This is a genomic window from Halorubrum sp. SD690R, assembly GCF_005435035.1.
Classification (GTDB): Archaea; Halobacteriota; Halobacteria; order Halobacteriales; family Haloferacaceae; genus Halorubrum; species Halorubrum ezzemoulense.
Genome location: NZ_SGTV01000001.1, coordinates 145,672 through 164,895, shown reverse-complemented (window position 1 = coordinate 164,895; position 19,224 = coordinate 145,672). Strand labels below are relative to the sequence as shown.

At 67.3% G+C, this 19,224-nt stretch carries 17 protein-coding genes and 1 pseudogene; 10 read left to right on the top strand and 8 right to left on the bottom strand.

Annotated features, from left to right (window positions below):
• Nucleotides 1-3 precede the first annotated feature (3 nt).
• Nucleotides 4-2,475 carry an RND family transporter gene (locus EXE41_RS00820; RefSeq protein ID WP_137690031.1) on the top strand — a complete coding sequence of 824 codons (2,472 nt, stop codon included), beginning with the start codon at nt 4-6 and terminating at the stop codon, nt 2,473-2,475.
• 297 nt (nt 2,476-2,772) lie between these two features.
• A pseudogene (locus tag EXE41_RS19985) lies at nt 2,773-2,853 on the top strand (transposase); the annotation flags it as partial.
• Nucleotides 2,854-3,200: 347 nt separating this feature from the next.
• On the opposite strand, the gene EXE41_RS00810 reads toward EXE41_RS19985, so the two are convergent.
• The 3 genes from EXE41_RS00810 to EXE41_RS00805 form a co-directional block, all read right to left on the bottom strand.
• Nucleotides 3,201-3,656 carry a pyridoxamine 5'-phosphate oxidase family protein gene (locus tag EXE41_RS00810; protein WP_137690030.1) on the bottom strand — a complete coding sequence of 152 codons (456 nt, stop codon included), beginning with the start codon at nt 3,654-3,656 and terminating at the stop codon, nt 3,201-3,203.
• 125 nt (nt 3,657-3,781) lie between these two features.
• Nucleotides 3,782-3,940 (bottom strand): hypothetical protein, encoded by a 159-nt coding sequence (locus EXE41_RS19160; protein WP_007345024.1) that lies wholly within the window; start codon nt 3,938-3,940, stop codon nt 3,782-3,784.
• 74 nt (nt 3,941-4,014) lie between these two features.
• On the bottom strand, nt 4,015-4,650 hold the full coding sequence (locus EXE41_RS00805; RefSeq protein ID WP_137690029.1) for a helix-turn-helix domain-containing protein: 636 nt from the start codon (nt 4,648-4,650) through the stop codon (nt 4,015-4,017).
• A 114-nt stretch (nt 4,651-4,764) separates the two neighbouring features.
• On the opposite strand from EXE41_RS00805, the gene EXE41_RS00800 reads away from it, so the two are divergent.
• The 4 genes from EXE41_RS00800 to EXE41_RS00785 all read left to right on the top strand — a co-directional run bounded on the left by EXE41_RS00800 (nt 4,765) and on the right by EXE41_RS00785 (nt 10,373).
• The gene (locus tag EXE41_RS00800; protein ID WP_049931354.1) at nt 4,765-5,151 is read left to right on the top strand and encodes a helix-turn-helix domain-containing protein; all 387 of its coding nucleotides are present in this window, start codon (nt 4,765-4,767) and stop codon (nt 5,149-5,151) included.
• 134 nt (nt 5,152-5,285) lie between these two features.
• Entirely contained in the window at nt 5,286-7,067 is a 1,782-nt protein-coding gene (locus EXE41_RS00795) for a PAS domain-containing sensor histidine kinase (RefSeq protein ID WP_137690028.1), read from the top strand.
• An 89-nt stretch (nt 7,068-7,156) separates the two neighbouring features.
• Nucleotides 7,157-9,319, top strand: a complete 2,163-nt coding sequence (locus EXE41_RS00790) for an acetate--CoA ligase family protein (protein WP_094583577.1) — start codon at nt 7,157-7,159, stop codon at nt 9,317-9,319.
• A complete protein-coding gene (locus tag EXE41_RS00785) occupies nt 9,312-10,373 on the top strand; it encodes a phosphotransacetylase family protein (protein WP_089308071.1) in 1,062 nt (353 codons plus the stop codon). The genes EXE41_RS00790 and EXE41_RS00785 overlap by 8 nt, the downstream gene beginning before the upstream one ends.
• 108 nt (nt 10,374-10,481) lie before the next feature.
• Here the strand turns inward: EXE41_RS00785 and EXE41_RS00780 are convergent, their stop codons facing one another.
• The gene (locus EXE41_RS00780; protein WP_158294377.1) at nt 10,482-12,278 is read right to left on the bottom strand and encodes a response regulator; all 1,797 of its coding nucleotides are present in this window, start codon (nt 12,276-12,278) and stop codon (nt 10,482-10,484) included.
• Between the two features lie 268 nt (nt 12,279-12,546).
• On the opposite strand from EXE41_RS00780, the gene EXE41_RS00775 reads away from it, so the two are divergent.
• On the top strand, nt 12,547-13,650 hold the full coding sequence (locus EXE41_RS00775; RefSeq protein WP_137690026.1) for a hypothetical protein: 1,104 nt from the start codon (nt 12,547-12,549) through the stop codon (nt 13,648-13,650).
• Nucleotides 13,651-13,750: 100 nt separating this feature from the next.
• The gene (locus EXE41_RS00770; protein WP_137690025.1) at nt 13,751-14,014 is read left to right on the top strand and encodes a hypothetical protein; all 264 of its coding nucleotides are present in this window, start codon (nt 13,751-13,753) and stop codon (nt 14,012-14,014) included.
• Here the strand turns inward: EXE41_RS00770 and EXE41_RS00765 are convergent.
• Together EXE41_RS00765 and EXE41_RS00760 are read right to left on the bottom strand one after the other, a co-directional pair.
• Nucleotides 13,985-15,094, bottom strand: coding sequence for a DUF373 family protein (locus EXE41_RS00765; protein WP_137690024.1), 1,110 nt, complete (start codon nt 15,092-15,094; stop codon nt 13,985-13,987). The genes EXE41_RS00770 and EXE41_RS00765 overlap by 30 nt on opposite strands.
• Before the next feature lie 91 nt (nt 15,095-15,185).
• Nucleotides 15,186-15,905, bottom strand: coding sequence for a DUF6517 family protein (locus EXE41_RS00760; RefSeq protein ID WP_137690023.1), 720 nt, complete (start codon nt 15,903-15,905; stop codon nt 15,186-15,188).
• A 125-nt stretch (nt 15,906-16,030) separates the two neighbouring features.
• On the opposite strand from EXE41_RS00760, the gene EXE41_RS00755 reads away from it, so the two are divergent.
• Together EXE41_RS00755 and EXE41_RS00750 are read left to right on the top strand one after the other, a co-directional pair.
• Nucleotides 16,031-17,029 carry a radical SAM protein gene (locus tag EXE41_RS00755; protein WP_086220720.1) on the top strand — a complete coding sequence of 333 codons (999 nt, stop codon included), beginning with the start codon at nt 16,031-16,033 and terminating at the stop codon, nt 17,027-17,029.
• Nucleotides 17,030-17,199: 170 nt separating this feature from the next.
• Nucleotides 17,200-17,496, top strand: coding sequence for a rubredoxin-like domain-containing protein (locus EXE41_RS00750; protein WP_049931363.1), 297 nt, complete (start codon nt 17,200-17,202; stop codon nt 17,494-17,496).
• Nucleotides 17,497-17,533: 37 nt separating this feature from the next.
• On the opposite strand, the gene EXE41_RS00745 is transcribed toward EXE41_RS00750, so the two are convergent.
• A complete protein-coding gene (locus tag EXE41_RS00745) occupies nt 17,534-17,809 on the bottom strand; it encodes a preprotein translocase subunit TatA (RefSeq protein ID WP_049931364.1) in 276 nt (91 codons plus the stop codon).
• A 62-nt stretch (nt 17,810-17,871) separates the two neighbouring features.
• Nucleotides 17,872-19,197 (bottom strand): DNA repair protein NreA, encoded by a 1,326-nt coding sequence (nreA, locus tag EXE41_RS00740; RefSeq protein WP_086216069.1) that lies wholly within the window; start codon nt 19,195-19,197, stop codon nt 17,872-17,874.
• Between the last annotated feature and the right edge of the window lie 27 nt (nt 19,198-19,224).

Genomic DNA, 19,224 nt, shown 5'->3' with positions numbered 1-19,224 from the left:
CCGATGTCTCTCGGCGAGCGGATCGAGGCGTGGACACGGCGACTTAACGACGCCATCGTCGACAGCCCGCGCCGAGTCATCATCATATTCCTTGTTTTTACGCTGGTGTTCACTGGCGGAATGGGGCTCGTTAGTACGGATACTGAGGCGACCGACTCGTTTACCGAAGGCCTTGACGAACAGGAGGCGCTCGACGCCGTCAACCAGGAGTTTGAGGATCCGTTCGAACCGGAGAGCGAGTCCACACAACTCATCCACTCGGGAGGCAACGTCCTGACAAAGGAGGCCCTGCTCAGAGACCTCCGGGTTTTAGAAGAGGTCGAGTCACGAGACGACCTGCGGGTGGCCTCGGCAAACGGCCCAGCCACAGTCGTCGCACAGACAATCGACCCCTCGGCGACCACCGCAGCCGAACAGCGGCGCGTCTTAGAGTCGACGAGCGCAACCCGCGTCCGGCAGGTCATTCGAAGTCTCTCCGAAAATCCACGGTTTACGGGGACGCTCGCGACAGATTTCAACCCGACGAGCGTGAGCGCAAGCGCGTCCATCACTGTCGTCTCACACGATGTTCCCGGAGGATTCTCCGACGCTAACCTCCAAGAGGTTCAAACGACGATCCGATCGATTGCGGCTGATCAGCCCGGAGATCTCACCGCGTTCGGCAGCGGCGTGACGAATGCTGAGACGGCGAACGTCATTGGCGACTCGCTCACCATCGTAATGCCTGTCGTTGTGCTATTACTGCTTTTATTCTTGGTCGTCGCCTACCGTGACCCAATCGACCTCGGGCTCGGGCTGCTGTCGCTTCTGATGACCATCATCTGGACGTTTGGGTTCCTCGGATTCTCTGGAATCCCATTTAACCAACAGATGATTACCGTTCCTGTGCTGTTGCTTGCGGTCGGGGTCGACTTCGGAATCCACATTATCAACCGCTATCGCGAGGAGACCGTCAAGGGGTACGAGGCGACAGAGGCGATGCGTGAGGCGAATAACCAACTGATGATCGCGTTCATAATTGTCACTGTGACCACTGTGTTCGGATTTGGGGCAAACGTAATCTCTGACCTCACGCCGATCCGAAACTTGGGAATCGCCTCGGCGGTCGGGATTACCTTCACTTTCCTGATCTTCGGGTTGTTTCTGCCGGCAGCAAAACTGGTCGTCGACAGACTGCGAGAGCAGTACGGAGTCCCAGAATTCAACTCGGCTCCGATCTCTTCGGAGGACTCAACACTTGGAAAATTCTTGACGTTCCCGGCACAGGTCAGTCGGTACGCGCCAATCGCGTTCGTGGTCGTGCTACTCGTGACAGGGGGGATGGCCGCGGCGTACGGCAGCGGCGTCGACACCTCCTTCGAGACGGAGGACTTCCTTCCCCCGGAAGAGCAACCGGACTATGTGACCAGCCTCCCTGAGCCGTTCGCACCGAGTGAGTACACTGTCACTGAGACGTTGAACCTGCTTGAAGATCGCTTCTCGACCAACCAGGACCAAACAGTGAAGTTGTACGTCGAAGGGAACTTCGAAGAGGGCCATGCGCTTGAGGCTCTCGCGGACCCAAACGACGATGCATCAGGCTCACTCGCAGTCGGTGACGGCGGGAGCGCCCAGCCAACAAGTATTGTGACGGTGATCCAATCGCATGCCGAACAAAATCCGGAATTTGCCAAACTGGTCGCCCGCAACGATATCGACGGAAACGGAATTCCGGATCAAAATCTTGACCGTATCTACGATGTGCTGTTTGCCTCGTCGTCCGGCGATCGGGCTGCGCAGTACCTCACACCGGATCGACGGAGTGCGCAGGTCGACTATGCGATCGACTCCGGGGCCTCGCAGGCCGAGGCCGCGGCCGACACTCGAGAATTCGCTGAAGAATTCCGGTACGAGACGACCGCCACCGGTCAGATCGTCGTATTTGATGCCGTGACAGACATTATCTTTAATTCTTCAATTCAGGGACTAATCATCGCAATTGGGTTAACAGGATTGTTCCTCGTTATTGCCTACGCCGTATTGGAGAGCAAACCGCTCCTCGGAATAGCGAATCTCTTCCCGATTTTAATCGCAATCGCATTCTTACTTGGGACAATGCGATATCTCGGGATATCACTGAACGCGCTGACCGGCACAATTCTATCGATTTCAATTGGGCTCGGAATTGCGTACTCAGTACACGCCACTCATCGGTTCATCGATGAGTATAACGCTGGTGCCGACGCTTACGAGTCGATGATTATCACGCTCTCGGGGACAGGTGGTGCCCTGCTTGGAAGTATGCTCACTACTTCGCTCGGGACGGGTGCGCTCGCGCTCGCCATCACACCCGTACTTGGGGACTTCGGCCTCTTGATGGCGCTGAGCGTGGTGTACTCTTTCGTATTCACAGTGATAGCACTCCCCCCAGCAGTGTTGTTGTGGGAGCACTATCACGGGGTATGGGAAGGAATTAACCTGTCTGTCTCTGGGTGAGATTCAATATTTGCCAGTATTATAATTTTACAAAGTAAGCTACAGAAACAAATCCTTCTCCCTCAAGAGGAGAACCGTGTCAGCGGTGATTGAGTAGGGTTGGGAAGAAGTCAGTATATTTTCGACATGTAATTCTAGTCGAATTGTTGCTTGGACAGGTAGCTATCTATCCAGCAAGAGTCACCGGTTGTTGTCGGCGATGCTACTCTGGGATCTGTACTAGTGTGTACGGTTACCTGACTTGGCATCGGTCCGGGTGCGTCGTCGACACCTTTCGTTTTGATCGAGTAGTGAAATAATGCGGTGAAGGATATCGGGCTGAAGTACCTCTGCGACCAGCAAAAGTCTAGGCATAGAGGCGCATCCGTAGGCGTGTGATTGGACAGCGAGGCGTTAAATGTGAATGGCGGATCCTCGCCTACTACCTTGGGCAGTTAAAACGGGAGTCCACGCTGAATGCCACGCTCTTGCGTCTCGTCCGCACACAAGAGCTGCTCCTGTGAACACTGTATCCTCTCTCTACTCACTCGCTTCGCTCGTTCGTTGAGGAAGGGGCCTCAGCGCCTCAATTCAGGTAAACTACAATATCCCAACCCAGTGGTGCGGTGCCGTGGGAATCTTTGCGCTTCAGCGCGGGGAGGGTGTCAAACAGCCTGACTTCTGCGCTTCCCATGAGACGGCAGAAAAATTAGTTTGGATTAAATACAAACCTAATCGGAAAATCCCTACGCCTCGTCGCGCTCGACAACGACCCTCCGTCCGGTCAGTTCTTGGGGCGCAAAGCGGTAGAGTTCGATGTCGAGGTCCGGCTTGTCGTCGGCCCAGATCTCGAAGAGGGGACGCTGCGTCTCACCGTACTGGGCGATAGTTTCGGGGGTGAGCTCGTCGAGGTCGACGCGTTCGAGGGTGCCGACGCCGACGACGCTGGCATATTCGTCGTCTTCGTCCTCGTAGACGACCACGCGGGCCCGCGGCGTCGACGCGAGGAACCCGCGCTTTTCGCTGTCGGGCGTCGACACCAGCCGGAGGTACAACGCGCGCTCGTCCGCGTCGTACCCGTAGGAGATCGGGATCGCGTACGGCGCGTCGTCGCGCGCGAGCGCGAGAACGCCCGTCTCGTGGCGAGACAGGTGTGCGTCCACCTCGGTCGACGACATCTCGACCTCGCTGTTCGTCGGCATATCGAACCTTCTTCCCACGAGTTGATAAAGGGAACGAGACGGCGCGCAGCGCGGGGACAGCGGGGAGGCGTCTCTGCGGTGCGGACGACGGCGGAGGCTCTGCGGCGGTCGCCGGCCGACTCCGTTCAGCTGATCGTCGGCGCCTCGCCGATGTCCTCCTCGGTGACCGGCGCCCCGCAGACGACACAGCCCGTCTCGAGTAGCGTCGCCCGCATCGCGTCGTCCACCTCGATCGAGCGCCGACACTCCGGGCAGACGAAGGTGTGGGTGGATCGCCCCGTCATACCCGTGCGTACGCTCCCCATGCCCATCAAACGGACCTCGGATTCTCGCGGCGTCGGAATGTGATAATCGATCCTTAGTCAAGCAGCGACCGGAACAGCTTCCGCTGGGCGGCGGCGACGTGCTCGGTGAACGTCGACCGACCGATGCCCAGCGACGCCGCGACCTCGCCGGCGTTGGCGCCCTTCGGGTGGTCGAAGTACCCCGCCTCGTAGGCGGCTTCGAGCACCTCGCGTTGGCGCTCCGTCAGTTCGCTCCGGTCGACGGTCACCAAGTCCGACTCCGTCGGCGTCGTCGACGACTGGAGCAGGCGTAGCACCTCCATCTCCGGACACGCCTCGCGGAACGCCTCCAACACCGACCGCAGTGTCGGCAAGTCGCTCGCGTGGAAGGTGACGCGCAGCCGCCCGTCGCGGACCACCGCCTCCGAGACGGGCGTCTCGTGGCGGTCGAGGACGGCGAACGGCGAGTCCGGGTCGACCGCCGCCTCGAACCGGTAGGCCGCTCGGCCGCCGTAGTCGAAGACCACTTCGACTCCCTCGGCGACCGAGAGGTCCGCGTCCGCGATGAACTCCACGACCACTCGCTCGCGGTCGTCGGCGGGCGTACACCGCGTGACGCCCGTGACGGGCGTCGTTCCGTCGACGACGCCGTCGAACGGCGAGGCCGCCGCGGTCGGCAGCGAGACCTCCGCCCGGATTCCCGATCCCATCTCGTTCGTCCGTGCCCGCGCCGGGCAAAAACGTTGGCGGGCGCGCGGTCGGGTATAAAACTCCCCGCATATGAGGGGCCACAGTTCGGGAGGCTGTAGCCGTAACGTACAGGTATGAAACGCCCCCCGCGCACGACCGACGCCACGACGACGACCGAGGGAGACGCGGCGCTCGACGCGACGTTCGAGGCGCTCGCCGACGCCGACTGTCGGGCGATCCTCGCCGCCGCGGCGACGCCGAAGACGACGAGCGAACTCGCCGACGACTGCGACATCGCCCTCTCGACCGCCTACCGGAAGGTTGAGCTGCTGAGCGAGACGCCGCTGCTCGCCGAGGGGGTTCGGCTCGACCCGGACGGCGACCACGCCGCCGAGTACGTCCGCGATGCCGCCGAGGCCGCGATCGAGTTCGGCGACGACGGCGTCTCGCTCGCGGTCGACGACGAGGGGGCCGACCCGCTTGCCGCCGCGCTCAACGCCCCCGGCGTCTCGGCCGACTGATCTGCCACGGCGCGACGGATCGGCCTCCCGGAGGTGCGATCAGGGCGCGTTCGCCCGGCGGTTCGTCGGCGACCGTTTTCGCACCTGATAATCACGCGGCCACGCTTATACGCCAGTTCTCGAAGGTGTTCCGTATGTCCCGCTCACCGGAACCCGAAACCCTCGTCGACCTTGCGCAGGACAAGGTCGCGGTGATCGACGAGAAGGGCCGGTTCCGATACCTCAACGCGGCCACCCGCGAGTTGCTCGGGTTCGACCCCGACACGCTCGTCGGGACCGACGCCTTCGACTTGATTCACCCCGACGACGCCGACCGCGTTCGGACGGCGTTCGAGGCCCTCGTCGCCGGCGGAACCGCCCCGGAATCGCCGTTGGAGTACCGCTACGCGACTGCCGACGGCGACTGGGTGTGGTTTCGCACCCGCGTGTTTCCGCCGTCGGAGACCGGCCTCGACGGCTACGCGCTGAGTTCTCGCGACGTCACCCTTGAGGTCGAGTCACGCCGGCGCTTGGAGACGATCGCGTCGACGTCGCCGGACGTGCTCTGGATGTTCAGCGCCGACTTGGAGGACCTGTTATTCGTCAACGGCGCGCTCGAATCCGTGTTCGGGATCGAGCCGGACGCGCTCGAACGGCGCCCGCAGATGTTCCTCGCCGCGGTTCACCCCGACGACCGTCCGGCCGTCGAGGACGCGATGGAGCGGCTCTCCGACGGCGAGCCGACGAACCTCGACTACCGGATCGGGCCGGCCGATGGGCGGACCACCTGGGTCAGGGTGCCCTCGCGCCCCGTGTGGGAGGACGGCGAGGTCGTCGCCGTCACCGGTTTCGCCCGCGATGTCACGGACGAGTACCGCCGCGAGCGTCAGCTCACGGTGATGGACAACCTTCTCCGACACACGATCCGCAACGACATGAATATCGTCGACGGCACCGCGGAGCGCATCGCCGACCGCGTCGAAGACGCCGTCAGCGCGACGGCGACCGAGGAACGCGGTGTCGTTCCCGACGAGTTCGACCTGGCCGAACTCGCCGCCGACCTGATCGACCACGCGGAGACGGTTCGCCGGGTCGCCGACGACCTGTTGACGACCGCCGAGAAACAGCGCGGCGTGATCGACCTCCTCCGCCACCACGAACACCCGCAACCCCTCCGGGTCGCGCCGCTCGTCGAGAGCGCGGTGGCGGACGCCGTCGACGACCGGTCGAGTCCGACCGCGGAGATATCGGTCTCCTGCCCCGGCGACGTGCGGGCGTTCACGCACCCCGAGCTCGACTACGCGATCGCCGAACTGATCGAGAACGCGATCGAACACGCCGAGGCGGCGCCGAGCGTCGAGATCGAGGTCACCGCGCCCGCCGACCGGGTCAAGATCGCGGTCCGCGACAACGCGCCGCCGATCCCCCCGGCCGAGCGGGACCCGATCACCGACCGGTGGAAGATGGACGACCTCAGACACACCGGCGGGATGGGGCTGTGGCTCGTCTACTGGATCGCCGATCGGTCCGGCGGCGACTTGGCGTTCGACGCCGGCGCCGACGGCAACGAGGTGACGATCTGTGTCCCCGACGCCGACTGTGACCCCGGCGACTCGACGGTGGATCGGACCCATCCGGTCGCGCCGGACGCCCGCCCGAGGCCAGCCGGACCGGACGCGGGGGAGATGACGCCGGTCGTCAGTTCGCCACCGTCCGATGTTGAGGTCGCCGAGTCGCCCTCGGCTGACGCCGAGACCGCCGAGTCGCCCCCCTCCGACGCCGGGACCACCCAGCCCGAATCCGAAGCCGGCGGCGCGGAGTCGGCCGATCCGGAGCCCACCGGCTCGGAGCCGATTGACTCCGGCCTCTCCGCGTCCGAGACTGCCGCGGATCTCGACGGCCCCCCCGACTCACCGCCGGGATCCACGAACGGTTAACCGAAACCCGATCGATCGTTCACCGTTGACTCCGATTCCGAAGAACGTCCCACCGATCTTAAGCCGTCGCTTCGCGTACTCTCGGGTTGATGGGTACGCTCAACGAGCTGTTCGACCCGGACCGGGTCGCCGTCGTCGGCGCGACCGCCCGCGAAGGGGCCGTCGGCCGCGCCGTCACGTCGAATCTCCTCGACGACTTCGACGGCGACACGGTCCCCGTCAACCCGAACTACGACGCGGTGCTCGACACGCCCTGTGTCGACGACGTCGCCGACGCTGACGCCGATGTCGCGGTCGTCGTCGTCCCCCCCTCGATCGTGTTGGACGCCATCGAGGCGTGCGGGGAGGCGGGGGTCCGCAACGTCGTCGTGATCACCGCCGGGTTCGGGGAGACTGGAGAGGACGGAGCGGCGAGGGAGCGTCGCCTCGCGGAGCTAGCCGACGAGTACGACCTCAACCTCGTCGGCCCAAACAGCCTGGGGATCATGTCGACGCCCTCGGGCATGAACGCCACGTTCGGCCCGGAGAACGCGCTCCCCGGCGGGCTCTCCTTCATGAGCCAGTCCGGCGCGTTCGTCACCGCGGTCCTCGACTGGGCCAACGACAACGGGATCGGATTCAAGGATGTCGTCTCGCTCGGTAACAAGGCCGTCTTAGACGAGACGGACTTCGTCGACCACTGGGGTGACGACGAGGAGACCGACGTGATCATCGGCTACCTCGAGGGGATCGAGGACGGCCGCGAGTTCATCGAGACCGCCCGCGAGACCTCACAGGACACCCCGATCGTCGCGGTGAAGTCGGGGCGCACGAGCGCCGGCGCGCAGGCCGCCTCCTCGCACACCGGCACGCTCGCCGGTTCCGACAAGGCGTACGAGGCGGGGCTCGATCAGGCGGGCGTGATCCGCGCGGAGTCGGTCGACGAGCTGTTCGACGCCGCGGGGATCTTGGGCAGCCAGCCCCTCCCCGACACCGACAGCGTCGCCATCGTCACGAACGCCGGCGGCCCCGGCGTGATGGCGACCGACGCGGTCGGCGACGCCGACCTCGACATGGCGTCGTTCACGAGCGAGACGAGCGACGCGCTCGCCGAGTCGATGCCCGACGAGGCGAACATCCACAACCCGGTCGACGTGATCGGCGACGCCGACGTCGACCGGTTCCGAGAGGCGTTGGAGATCACGGTCACCGACGACAACGTCGGCGCCGCCCTCGTGTTGGCCGCGCCGACCGCGACGATCGACTTCGACGAGCTCGCGGACGCGATCACCGACGTGAGCGACGAGATGGACGCGCCCGTTGCCGCCTGCCTGATGGGCGGCGACCGCACCCGCGAGCCGAAACAGCAGCTTCAGGCGCGGGGGATCCCCTGCTACTTCGATCCCGCGCGCGCTATCGACAGTCTCGCGACGCTCGCCACCTACCGCGACATCAAGGCGCGCGAGTACGCCGACCCGATGTCGTTCGACGTCGACCGCGAGCGCGCCCGCGAGATCCTCGGAGCGGTGCGCGACCGCGATGACAACCGCTTGGGCGTCGAGGCGATGGAGCTGCTCGACGCGTACGGCATCCCCACGCCCGACGGCGCCATCGTCGACTCGCCCGAGCGCGCCCGCGAGGTCGCCGAGGGCGTCGACGGCGACGTGGTGATGAAGATCGTCTCGCCGGACATCCTCCACAAGTCCGACATCGGCGGCGTCGCCGTCGGCGTCGCGGACGACGACGTGGCCGACACCTACGAGGACCTGATCACCCGCGCCCGCAACTACCAGCCGGACGCGACCGTCCTCGGCGTCCAGGTTCAGGAGATGGTCGACCTCGACGACGGCGTCGAGACCATCGTCGGGATGAACCGCGACCCGCAGTTCGGCCCGCTGCTGATGTTCGGGCTGGGCGGCATCTTCGTGGAAGTGATGGAGGACACCACCTTCCGCGTCGCGCCCGTCTCCGAGCCCGAAGCGCGGGAGATGACCGAGGAGATCCAGTCGGCGCCCCTGCTCCGGGGCGCCCGCGGCCGCGACCCGGTCGACGTCGACGCCGTGATCGAGACGATCGGCCGGCTCTCGCAGCTGGTCACCGACTTCCCGGCCATCCTCGAACTCGATATCAACCCCCTCGTCGCACTGCCCGACGGCGACGGCGGCACGAACGCCGCCGCCGTCGACGTGAGACTCACCGTCGACCCGCAGGAGCTCGATCCGGCGGAGACCGAACAACAGCCGCTCGACGCGGAGGAACCCACCAATGACTGACACACCCACCACACTCGTCACCGCGACCGGAGACAGCGCCGGAAAGACAGCGATCACCGTCGCCTTAGCGCGGCTCGCCGCCGACCAGGACAGCAGCGTCGGCTACATGAAACCGAAGGGGACCCGGCTCCAGTCGAACGTCGGGAAGACGCTCGACCAAGACCCGATGCTCGCCCGCGAGGTGCTCGGCTTGGACGCCGAGATGCACCAGATGGAGCCCGTCGTCTACTCGCCGACGTTCGTCGAGGGCGCCATCCGCGGCACCGAGGACTCCGAGGCCCTGCGCGACCGCATTCGCGAGGAGTACGACGACATCGCGGCCGACCACGACCAGGTGTTCGTCGAGGGCGGCGGCAGCTGGACCACCGGCGGCGTCGTGGACCTCACCGACGTCGACGTGGCGGAGCTGCTCGACGCGAACGTCGTGCTCGTCGCCGAGTACGGCTCGCCGAACGACTTAGACGACGTGCTGGCGGCCGCCGACGCGTTCGGCGACCGCCTCGCCGGCGTCGTGTTCAACAAGGTGTCCGACGACGCCTTCGAGTCGCTCGATCAGGACGGCATCCCGTTCCTCGAATCGAAGGGGGTCACCGTGTTCGGCGCGCTCCCGTACGAGAAGGAGCTCGCGGGCGTCACGGTCGGTGAGCTCGCGGACGAGCTCGGCGCCGAGCTCCTCACCGACGCGTCGACCGACGCCTTCGTCGAGCGCTTCCTCGTCGGCGCGATGGGCGGCGACGAGGCGCTCCGCTACTTCCGGCGCGCCCGCGACGCCGCCGTCATCACCGGCGGCGACCGCGCGGACGTCCAGACCGCGGCGCTCGACGCCTCCGGCGTGGCCTGCCTCGTCCTCACCGGCGGGCACCGCCCCTCCGGCGCGGTGCTGGGCAAGGCCGCCGACGCCGGCACGCCCGTCCTCGCCGTGAACACGGACACGGTCACCGCCATCGACCGCGCCGAGGAGGTCGTCCGCGGCGGCCGCACCCGCGACGTTCGCACGGTCGACCGGATGGCCGAACTGCTCGCCGACAACGTCGACGTCGACGCGCTCGTCTGAGCGGCGCGCGACGGGGCCGGTCGGGCTAGGTCAGCCGTCGACGCACGCTCCGCGTTACGACGCGTCTCCGGCTCTCGGACGCCCGCCCGGGCGCCCGCGACGCCGGGTCTACGTGTCGAACTGGACCCCGGTGATCTCGAACCGCGCGCCGCCGGACGCGCTTTCGGTGACGGTCACGTCCCACCCGTGCGCGTCCGCGATTTCGTCGACGATCGCCAGCCCGAACCCGGTGTTGTCCGGCACCGTCGAATACCCCGACTCGAACACTGTTTCCTGGTCGTTTGCGACGATTCCGGGACCGTCGTCCGCGACGTAGAACCCGTCCGCGAGGCGCCCGACCTCGACCGTCACCTCCGGACCGACGTGGTCGACCGCGTTCCGGATCAGGTTCTCGAGGAGCTGCTTCAGCCGGCTCCGGTCGGCCATCACCGCTTGGTCAGCGTCGACGTTCAGCGTCGCGTCGGCGGTTTCGACGCTCGCCCAGCACTGCTCGACTATCGGCTTCAGGAGAACGGGCTCGGCCTCGGTGACGACCTTTCCCTCGCGCGCCAACGACAACAGGTCGTCGACGAGCGCCTGACCGCGTTCGAGCGCACTCTCGGCCTCGACGAGCTGGTCGCTGTCGCACTCGGCTCGGGCCAGTTCGAGCCGCCCTTCGACCACGTTCAGCGGGTTCCGGAGGTCGTGGCTGACGACCTTCGCAAACTTCTCTAAGCGCTCGTTCTGTCGCTGTAGCTCTTCCTCGCGTTCCCGCCGCTCGGTGATGTCCCGCGCGATGTGTAACCCGGCGACGACGTCGCCGTCCTCGCGCACCGGCGCCGTGCGTACCTCGAAGACCCGATCCTCGTACGGCACCTCGACGCGCTCGGACCGTCCGGCCAGCGTCGCCTCGTGGATCGCCTCGATCGTCTCAACGAGCTCCTCGGAGAACCGTTCGACCTCGGAGACGCTGTGACCCACGATGTCGTCGGGGACGGTGTCGAGCGGGTCGAAGCCACCTCCGGAGACGATCTCATACCGAAACTCGCCGTCGACGTAGAAGACGGCGCCGTTCGGAAAGTTCTCCGCGAGCGTTCGGTACCGAGACTCGCTCTTCGCGAGTTCCTGTTCACGCTGTTTCCGCTCGGTGATGTCGGTGATGAACCCCTCCAAGGCGTCCAGTTCGCCGTCGTCCGTGTACACGCCCCGTCCGCGCTCCCACATCCACTTCGTCTCGCCGCCCTCGGTGATGATACGGTAGGTGACCTCGAAGGTGTCGCCCGCGGAGAGTTCCGCTTGGACGGTTGCCCACATCTCCTCTCTGTCGTCCGGGTGGAGGATGTCGTCGCCCCAGACGACCCCGCCGTCGCCTTCGATCGCGCCGGCGCTGTACCCGGTGAGGGCCTCGACTTCGCCCCTGACGGTCTCCATCGGCCACTCCGGTTCGTTCCGACATCGGTAGACCATCCCCGGAAGGTTGCCGATGAGCGTCTCTAACCGCCGCGTTCGCTCCGCCGCGATACGCCGCGATCGGTGCGCCTCGACGGCGTTCAGGATCCGGTTGGCGAGGAGCGCGTACTGATCGGCGTTCCCCTTCTTCTGAATGTAATCGGTGACGCCGGCCGAGATCGCGTCGCTGGCGACCTCCTCGCTTCCCTTGCCGGTGTGGAGAATGAACGGGAGGTCGGGGTGATCGTCGCGGACGGCCTGGAGGAACTCGATCCCGTTCCGGCCCGGCATCTCGTAATCGGATATCACACAGTCGAACGCCTCGTTTGCGAGCCTCGCTGATCCCTCGGTCCCGCTCGGTACGATCTCGACGTCGAACCGGTCGTCTTCGCGTTCGAGAAAGGTCGCAGCCATCTCTGCGAACTCCGGCTCGTCGTCGACGTACAGGACGCGGATCGGTTCGGTTATCGGCTCCATCTGTGCTACCAATTGACGAATGATCGCGTCTGGAGGTGATAAATCCGGTGGCAACACTCGCATTTCACACGTTCAGTCGCCGATACCCCGCCTATCCGGCGGTCGCGTATCGATCCACGCTCGACGCCCGACCGCGCGCTCTACACGGGGGCCGGATCCGCGAGCGGTCGCCGCCGTCGGTCGCCCGCATGTGCGCCCCGCGCCCTCGCCCGCTTCCGCGGGTGATCGTCTGACGTACTGTTTTCAGGGTGGACGACGTACCCCGCCCATGACCAGTCTCTCGGAGGCGTACGGCGGACGGGGGCGCTCCGGGGTCGACCCGCGACGGCTGTACCTCGGCGTGGGGGCGTTCGCCGCGGGCGCGCTGCTCGTCGTCGCGGGCATCCTCGTGGCGGCGGAGGTGGCGGTGCCGGCGGGCTACAGCTCCGGCGCGGCCCGGCAGCTCGGCGGAATCCTCGGCGGCGTCGGCGTTCCCCTCGTGTTGCTCGGCGTGATGGCGGTCCTCCCGGCCGACCGCAACACCTACGCCGCGGCCGTCGTCGGTGCGGCCGTCATGTGCCTCGGCGTGGCGCTGTTCGCGCACGCGTACCCCCAGCAGTGGGTTGGCGGCCCGCGCCCGGAGCTGACCGACCTCACCCTCCCCACCGCCGGCGTCTACTTCCTCGGCGCCGCGACGACGCTGTGGAGCGTTTTCGTCGGCGTCGCCAACTTCAAGACCCGCAACGACCCCGGCGGCACCGTCACGATGGAGGTGACCCACAAGGGCGAGACGAAGGTCGTCGAGGTCTCCCGCGACCAGCTCGGGAGCCGCGGCGGCGTCGGCCTCCTCGGCGGGACCCCCGACGGCGAGATCGAGACGCAGACGAACCGCCCCGACGACGCCGAGAGTGACTCCCCGGGCGCCGCGCCGTCGCGTTCGAGCCCGCCTTCTGGAGGGAACTCGTCTGGAACGCCGCGCGGCACCGACCGGTCGGGCGGAGCGGGAACGCCGAACAGCGACGGAGCGGGAGCGCCGAGCGGCGCCGAGCGGTCGGACCGTCCGGGACGAACGAGTAGCGGGGGGCGCTCCGGGGCGAGCGGTCGCTCCGTCCCCGGGTCGCCGGGCGTGAGCGACGGCGGCAGCGCCGACAGCGACATCACCTCGCCGTTGGACGACGCGGGGCCGACGGACGGGCCGGAGTCCCCGACCACGCCGGAGTCCGCGCCCGCGCCCGGCTCTCCCGCCGCGCGTGAGGGGCCCGGAGACGCCTACTGCGGCAACTGCGCGGAGTTCGACTACGTCCGGACCGACGACGGGATGCGCCCCTACTGCGGCCGCTACGACGAGCTGATGGACGACATGGAAGCCTGCGACGATTGGACGCCGCGATAGTCTGCCACGTCGTCGCGAGCGCGCTGGCGACACCGAGAGACGGTCGGGTCGGGGCGGTTTCCCGACAGAAGGGTAACCTGCGGAGCGTCGAGCGGACCCCATGGACGACCGCCGTACCCTCCTCGTCGCCGGATTCGTCAGAGCGTCGCTCTCGTACGTCTTCAACGTCCTCGCGTTCACCGGCGCGTTCGACGTGTTTTGCCGGGTCGTGTTCGCCGCGCTGTCCCTCGGGTTCACGTACGGATTCGACCGATTCATCGGCTGGCAGACCGGCCCGGCCCGACCCGTCCGACGGCGGGCGCCGCGGATCGCCCTCGGCGCCGCCGTGGCGGCGTCACACCGGTTCGGCCGACGGGAGCTGTGACTCGGCGACCGCGAACGCGAGCGTGCTCAACACGCCGATGAGCGTCCCCGCCGCGAGCGCCATCGCCAGCTCCGAGAGCCCGAGCGCCCTCACGCCCGGCGCGTCCGGGAGGAAGAACCCCGACACCGCGAACAGCACGACGGCGATGGAGACCACGTAGAAGGGGGCGTTGAGGTAGCGCCACCGGAACCGGCCGGCGAGGTACTCGTCGGTGATCTGCCCGAGGCTGGAGGTGACGCCCGCGACGCCGAGCCACTGGACGAAGCCGTGGACGAACGCGGCGAGGGTGGTGCCGGCGGCGAGCGAGCTCCCCTGAACCCCGCCGACGGCGTCGACGGTCTCGACTCCCTGTACGCCGCCGACGACGACCAGCGCGAGCGCGACGACGTAGGTGACGAGGGTCACGCGGCCGGTGTAGAGGACGTTCCGGACGCTCTCCGCGGCGCCGTCGACGCTGTCTTCGAGCCCCAGCCCGCGGAACAGCGAGTAGAGCCCCACCGCGCCGGAGAGGATCCCCAGCACGGCCGCCCCCGCCACGTCGAAGAGGTTCGCGACCACGACGAGCGGGTAGATCAACAGCAGGACGCCGAGTGGAATGAGGATCGTGCCGCGGGTCTCCGGGTCGGCGAGGACCTGCTTGATCGTGTAGTACAGCGACTCGAGGTCCTGCGCCTGTCTGACGACGACGCGCCGCATCCCGTCGATCGGCATCCGCGACCGGATCACGGGGAGGACCGACTCGTCTTGGGCGCCGTCGGTGATCACGACCGCGGAGACCTCCTCGCCGGTCGACAGCTCGGCGAGCACGCGGTCGACCTCCTGGCCGACCGCGCGGTTCGCCTTCACGTCGGGACCGTCGACGCCGGTGACGGCGGCGACCTCGACGGCCTCGCCGTCGGCGGCCAGCTCGTCGTGGACGTTGACGCCCTGGAAGAGGACGTTGACGTCGGAGTCCTCGGGGTCGGCGGTCGCGAGCGCGACCGCGGCCTCGGTGACGTCCTCGTCGCCGATGACGGGCGTGGGGATCCCCGTCTTGCGGCCGAGGTCGTCGTCGAGGTCGACGCAGAGGACGAGCAGCATCGAACGGGGCTACGCGAGGGGACGACATATGTTTTCGGCTCGCGTCGCCCCTCCGCGTCGCACGCGATCCGCCGACTGCGTCGCCTCGCCGTCAGCTCTCGTCGGTCGGCTCGTGTTCGACCCCGTTCATCATCCGGCGGACGTTCTCGCCGTCGCTGAACGCGGCCGGGTACGCCGCCAGCGGGAGGACGAAGTCGTCCTCGACGCCGACCGGTTCGCCGATGTGGAGCTCCAGCTCGGTGGTCACGCCCGTCCCCTCGATCTCCGCGTCGACCGTGTACACGACGACCGCCGCGTCGGTGTCGAGGACGCTCGTCGAGTACTCCGAGCCGCGCTCCAAGCCGCCGACGTTCTCGAAGCGGCTCAGGATGAGCTCGGCGCGCTCGCGGGTTCCCATCTCCGCGATCGGGTTGAGCGCCCGGCCGAGGACCTCTATCTGCGGCGTCGTCACCGCGGCGAACACGGCGGCCTGGTAGCGCTCGCCGAGCAGTTCGACCGCCTTGTCGTACTCCGCGACGGTGTTCGTCACCCGGACCTCTCGGGTCTGTCCGGCCGCCTCGACCTCTCGGGAGATCGTCTCGTCGGACACCTCGTTGAGCTCGTACCCGCTCTCCGAGAGCGTCGCGTCGGCCACCGTCGCGGTGCCGGCGGCGAACTCCGCGGGCCCGTCGCCGGTCGCGACATCGAGCGCGGTACAGCCGAGGCTCACGAGGCCGACCGCACCGCCGGCCGCGAGCGCCCGGCGACGGGTGACCGCGTCGCTCGCGTTACTGTTCTCCGCGCCGTTCTCGGCGTTCGGGTTCCGGTTCATGGCCGCTACTGACACCATGCGGGGGTACATACTTTGTGTTCGGTGCCGCTCCGCCGTGCCAACGGCTCTCTCGGGAGCGCGCGGTTCGGACGCTTTTTGAGGCCGCGGCCGGTAGGACGGGGTAGATGATCTCCAAGGGCTGCGAACAGTGCGCCAAGGGCGGGAAGATGGTGCTTTTCGTCTACGGCTACTGCGACCAGCGGGACTGCTTCTACTGCCCCCTCGGAGAGAACCGGAAGAACGTCACCGACGTGTACGCCAACGAGCGGAAGGTCGAGTCCGACTCCGACGTGATCGAGGAGGCCAAGCGTATGAGCGCGCTCGGCACCTCGATCACCGGCGGCGAACCGCAGGAGGCGATGGCGAAGACGACCCGGTACCTCGAACTGCTGAAAGACGAGTTCGGTGAGGACCACCACACCCACCTCTACACGGGCATCACGGGCGGCCGCGAGAACATGCGCCGCCTCTCGGAGGCCGGCCTCGACGAGATCCGCTTCCACCCGCCGCTGGAGATGTGGGGCGACATGCACGGCACCGAGTGGGAGGAGATCCTCCACATCGCCCGCGAGGAGGGGCTCACCCCCGCCTTCGAGATCCCCGGCATCCGCGCGGAGCCGGAGTTCTTGGAGTTCTTAGACGAGGGCGCCGCCGAGTTCTGTAACATCAACGAGTTCGAGATGTCCGACGGGAACTATCGCCGGATGCAAGAGGAGGGCTTCGAACTACAGGAGGGCCACATGTCCGCCGTCGAGGGGTCGAAGGACGACGCCATCCTCGAAGAGATGGCGAGCCACGAGAAGGTGTACTTCTGTACGTCGGTGTTCAAAGACGCCGCCCAACACCGCAACCGCCTCAAGCGGATGGCGAAGAACATCCGCCGCGAGTTCGACGAGGTGACCGACGACGGGACGCTCGTCTACGGGAAGGCGTTCGCCGACCCCGAGCGGTTCGAGGCGCTCGGCGTGCCCGAGGAGTTCTACACCGTCAAGTCGAACCACGTCGAGGTCGCGTGGTGGCTCCTCGAGGAGATGATCGAGGACGGCGACCTCGACGAAGGCGAGATCGTCGAACAGTACCCGACCGTCGACGGGACTGTCGTCGAGCGCACGCCGGTCGCCTGACCGGTTCCGCCGACTCCCCACCCCCGTCGCACCTCCTGTTCCGGTCGAATCGCTTGTCCCGCCGGTCCCGACTCCGAGGCCACGCTCCGGCCCCCTCGCCGCCACTTTCCTCGCTACGCTTCGTGACATTTGGTACCACACTTATGTACTACCGGCACTTATTGCCGCGTATGGCCTCGGAAGAACCCGTATTCGCCGACGTGAGCATCGGACAGGCGGTGTACAACGAGGACGGCGAGCGGCTCGGGTCGATCCGCGGCGTCGACGACGACGGCTTCTACGTCGCGTCGCCGTCGAGCACCGACACGCTGGCGCTCACCGACGCCAGGGACGTGTTCGGCACCGCGTACGTGATGTGGCGCTGTTGGGAGTGCGGCGAGATGGGCGAGATCGGCGACCAGCTCCCGGCGAACTGCCCGAACTGCGACGCGCCGCGCGAGCAACTGTACTACTGGGCAGAGGACTGATCGACGCGCCGCGAGTGCGTCGACGCGGCGGCGCCGCTCAGGCCCGCTCGCCCTCCTCCTCGTGCGCCCCGTCATCCACCTTCTCTCGGAGCCGCTCGACCTCCGCTTCCAGCTCCGCGATCCGCTCGGCGTCGGGCCCTCCCGCTCCGGACGCACCGTCCTCGGACCCGTCGTCAGACCGAGTCGTGAGGTAGAGCACCGCTCCCCCGACGAGAACGAGGGGGACCCCGAACAGGAGGACGGCGATTATCAGGACGATCACCAGCTCCGGACCGCCGGGGACGCCGCCGAACGCGAGGGCGAGAGGGACCATACGCCGCCCACTCGGGCCCGTGACTAAAACGGATCGGCGGCGAGGGCCCTTCGCCCGCCGGTTCACTCCGCGTCGACGAAGTCCGCGAGGTTCGCCTGTAGCCCCGCCGCCAGCGTCGACTTCCGGCGGAGCCGGCCGAGCGAGACGGGCAGGTGGTCGGCGACGCCGCGGACCGCCTCGCCGAACGTCTCCGCCGTCCCCCGCTCCCCCTCGAAGGCGTCGCGGACGGCCTCGCGCACCTGCCACACGCCGACCGGACCCCAGTAGTCGTCGGAGACGTGGCGCACGACGAGCGCCTTCGCCTGCCGGCCGCGGTCGTCGAGGTGTTCCAAGACGCCCAGCCGCGCCGCGTAGTATGCGCCCGCCGTCTCCTCGACGTAGCCGGTCCGTCCCTCGCGGCCCTCGCTCGCGGCCGCGAGGTACACCCCCGCTTCGGGGTCCGGGTTCCAGATCGACCCGGGCGACTTCATCTCGACGAGCTCGTACTCCCACCGCCCCGGCACCAAGATCACCCAGAAGGCGTTGCCGAGGTACTCGTTGCGGTGGACCTCGATCCGGTCGACCGTCGGGTTGTCGCGGATCGACCCGCGGAGGAACTGGCCGACCGTGTCGTCGACGGCCGTGATCGACCAGCGCGTCGGGACGAGCCGACGGTTCTCGCCGCGCCCGAGCGCCCCCGCCGAGAGGATCGTGTTGATCTCGTACACGTCGAACCCGCGGCGGTAGAGGTACGTCATCGCCCCCTCCGCGCGCCAGTCGTCGTCTTCGAGCGTCTTCTTCACCGGCCGCGGGACGTGCGGGTTCTCGCCGAGGTCGGCCGTGCGCGCCGCCGCGCGCGGCCCGGTCGGCGTCTTGATGTCTTCCGTGCCGACCTCGAAGTCGAGGTCCGGCCGGCCGTCGAGCCCGATTTCCACGTCGACCGGCCGGTCCGCGATGGCGATCTCGCGCTGGACGCCCAGCCAGCCGTCCCACGCGTCGTGAACGCTCTCGGCCGGTCCGCCCTCGCCGACCGACTTCACCCCGCCGCTCGCCCCCGCGTCCGCCACGTCGACCCCCCGCGTCGAGTTGAGCAGGCTCGTCCGACGGTCGAACACGTCAGAGATGGAGACGCCCTCCTCGTACCACGCGGCGGAGGTCTCGAACGCCTCGGCCCGCTCCTCGCGGCCGACCGGCGAGAGCAGGCCGGTCGAGACGTTCGGGTAGTCGGCGCGGCCGACGAAGATTGACGGCGAGACGCTCCCGACGACGGCGTCGTCGGAGACGTGCTCGTCGAAGCGCCGCTCGAAGGAGTCGAGGTGATCGAGGATGCCGTAGTCCTTCTCGCTCGCGAGGCGCCGCCGCTCGGCCCGCTCGTTCGCCTCGTACTCGATGAACTCGTCGAGCCGCATTCGCCGACCGTAGGGGCGAGTCGGACT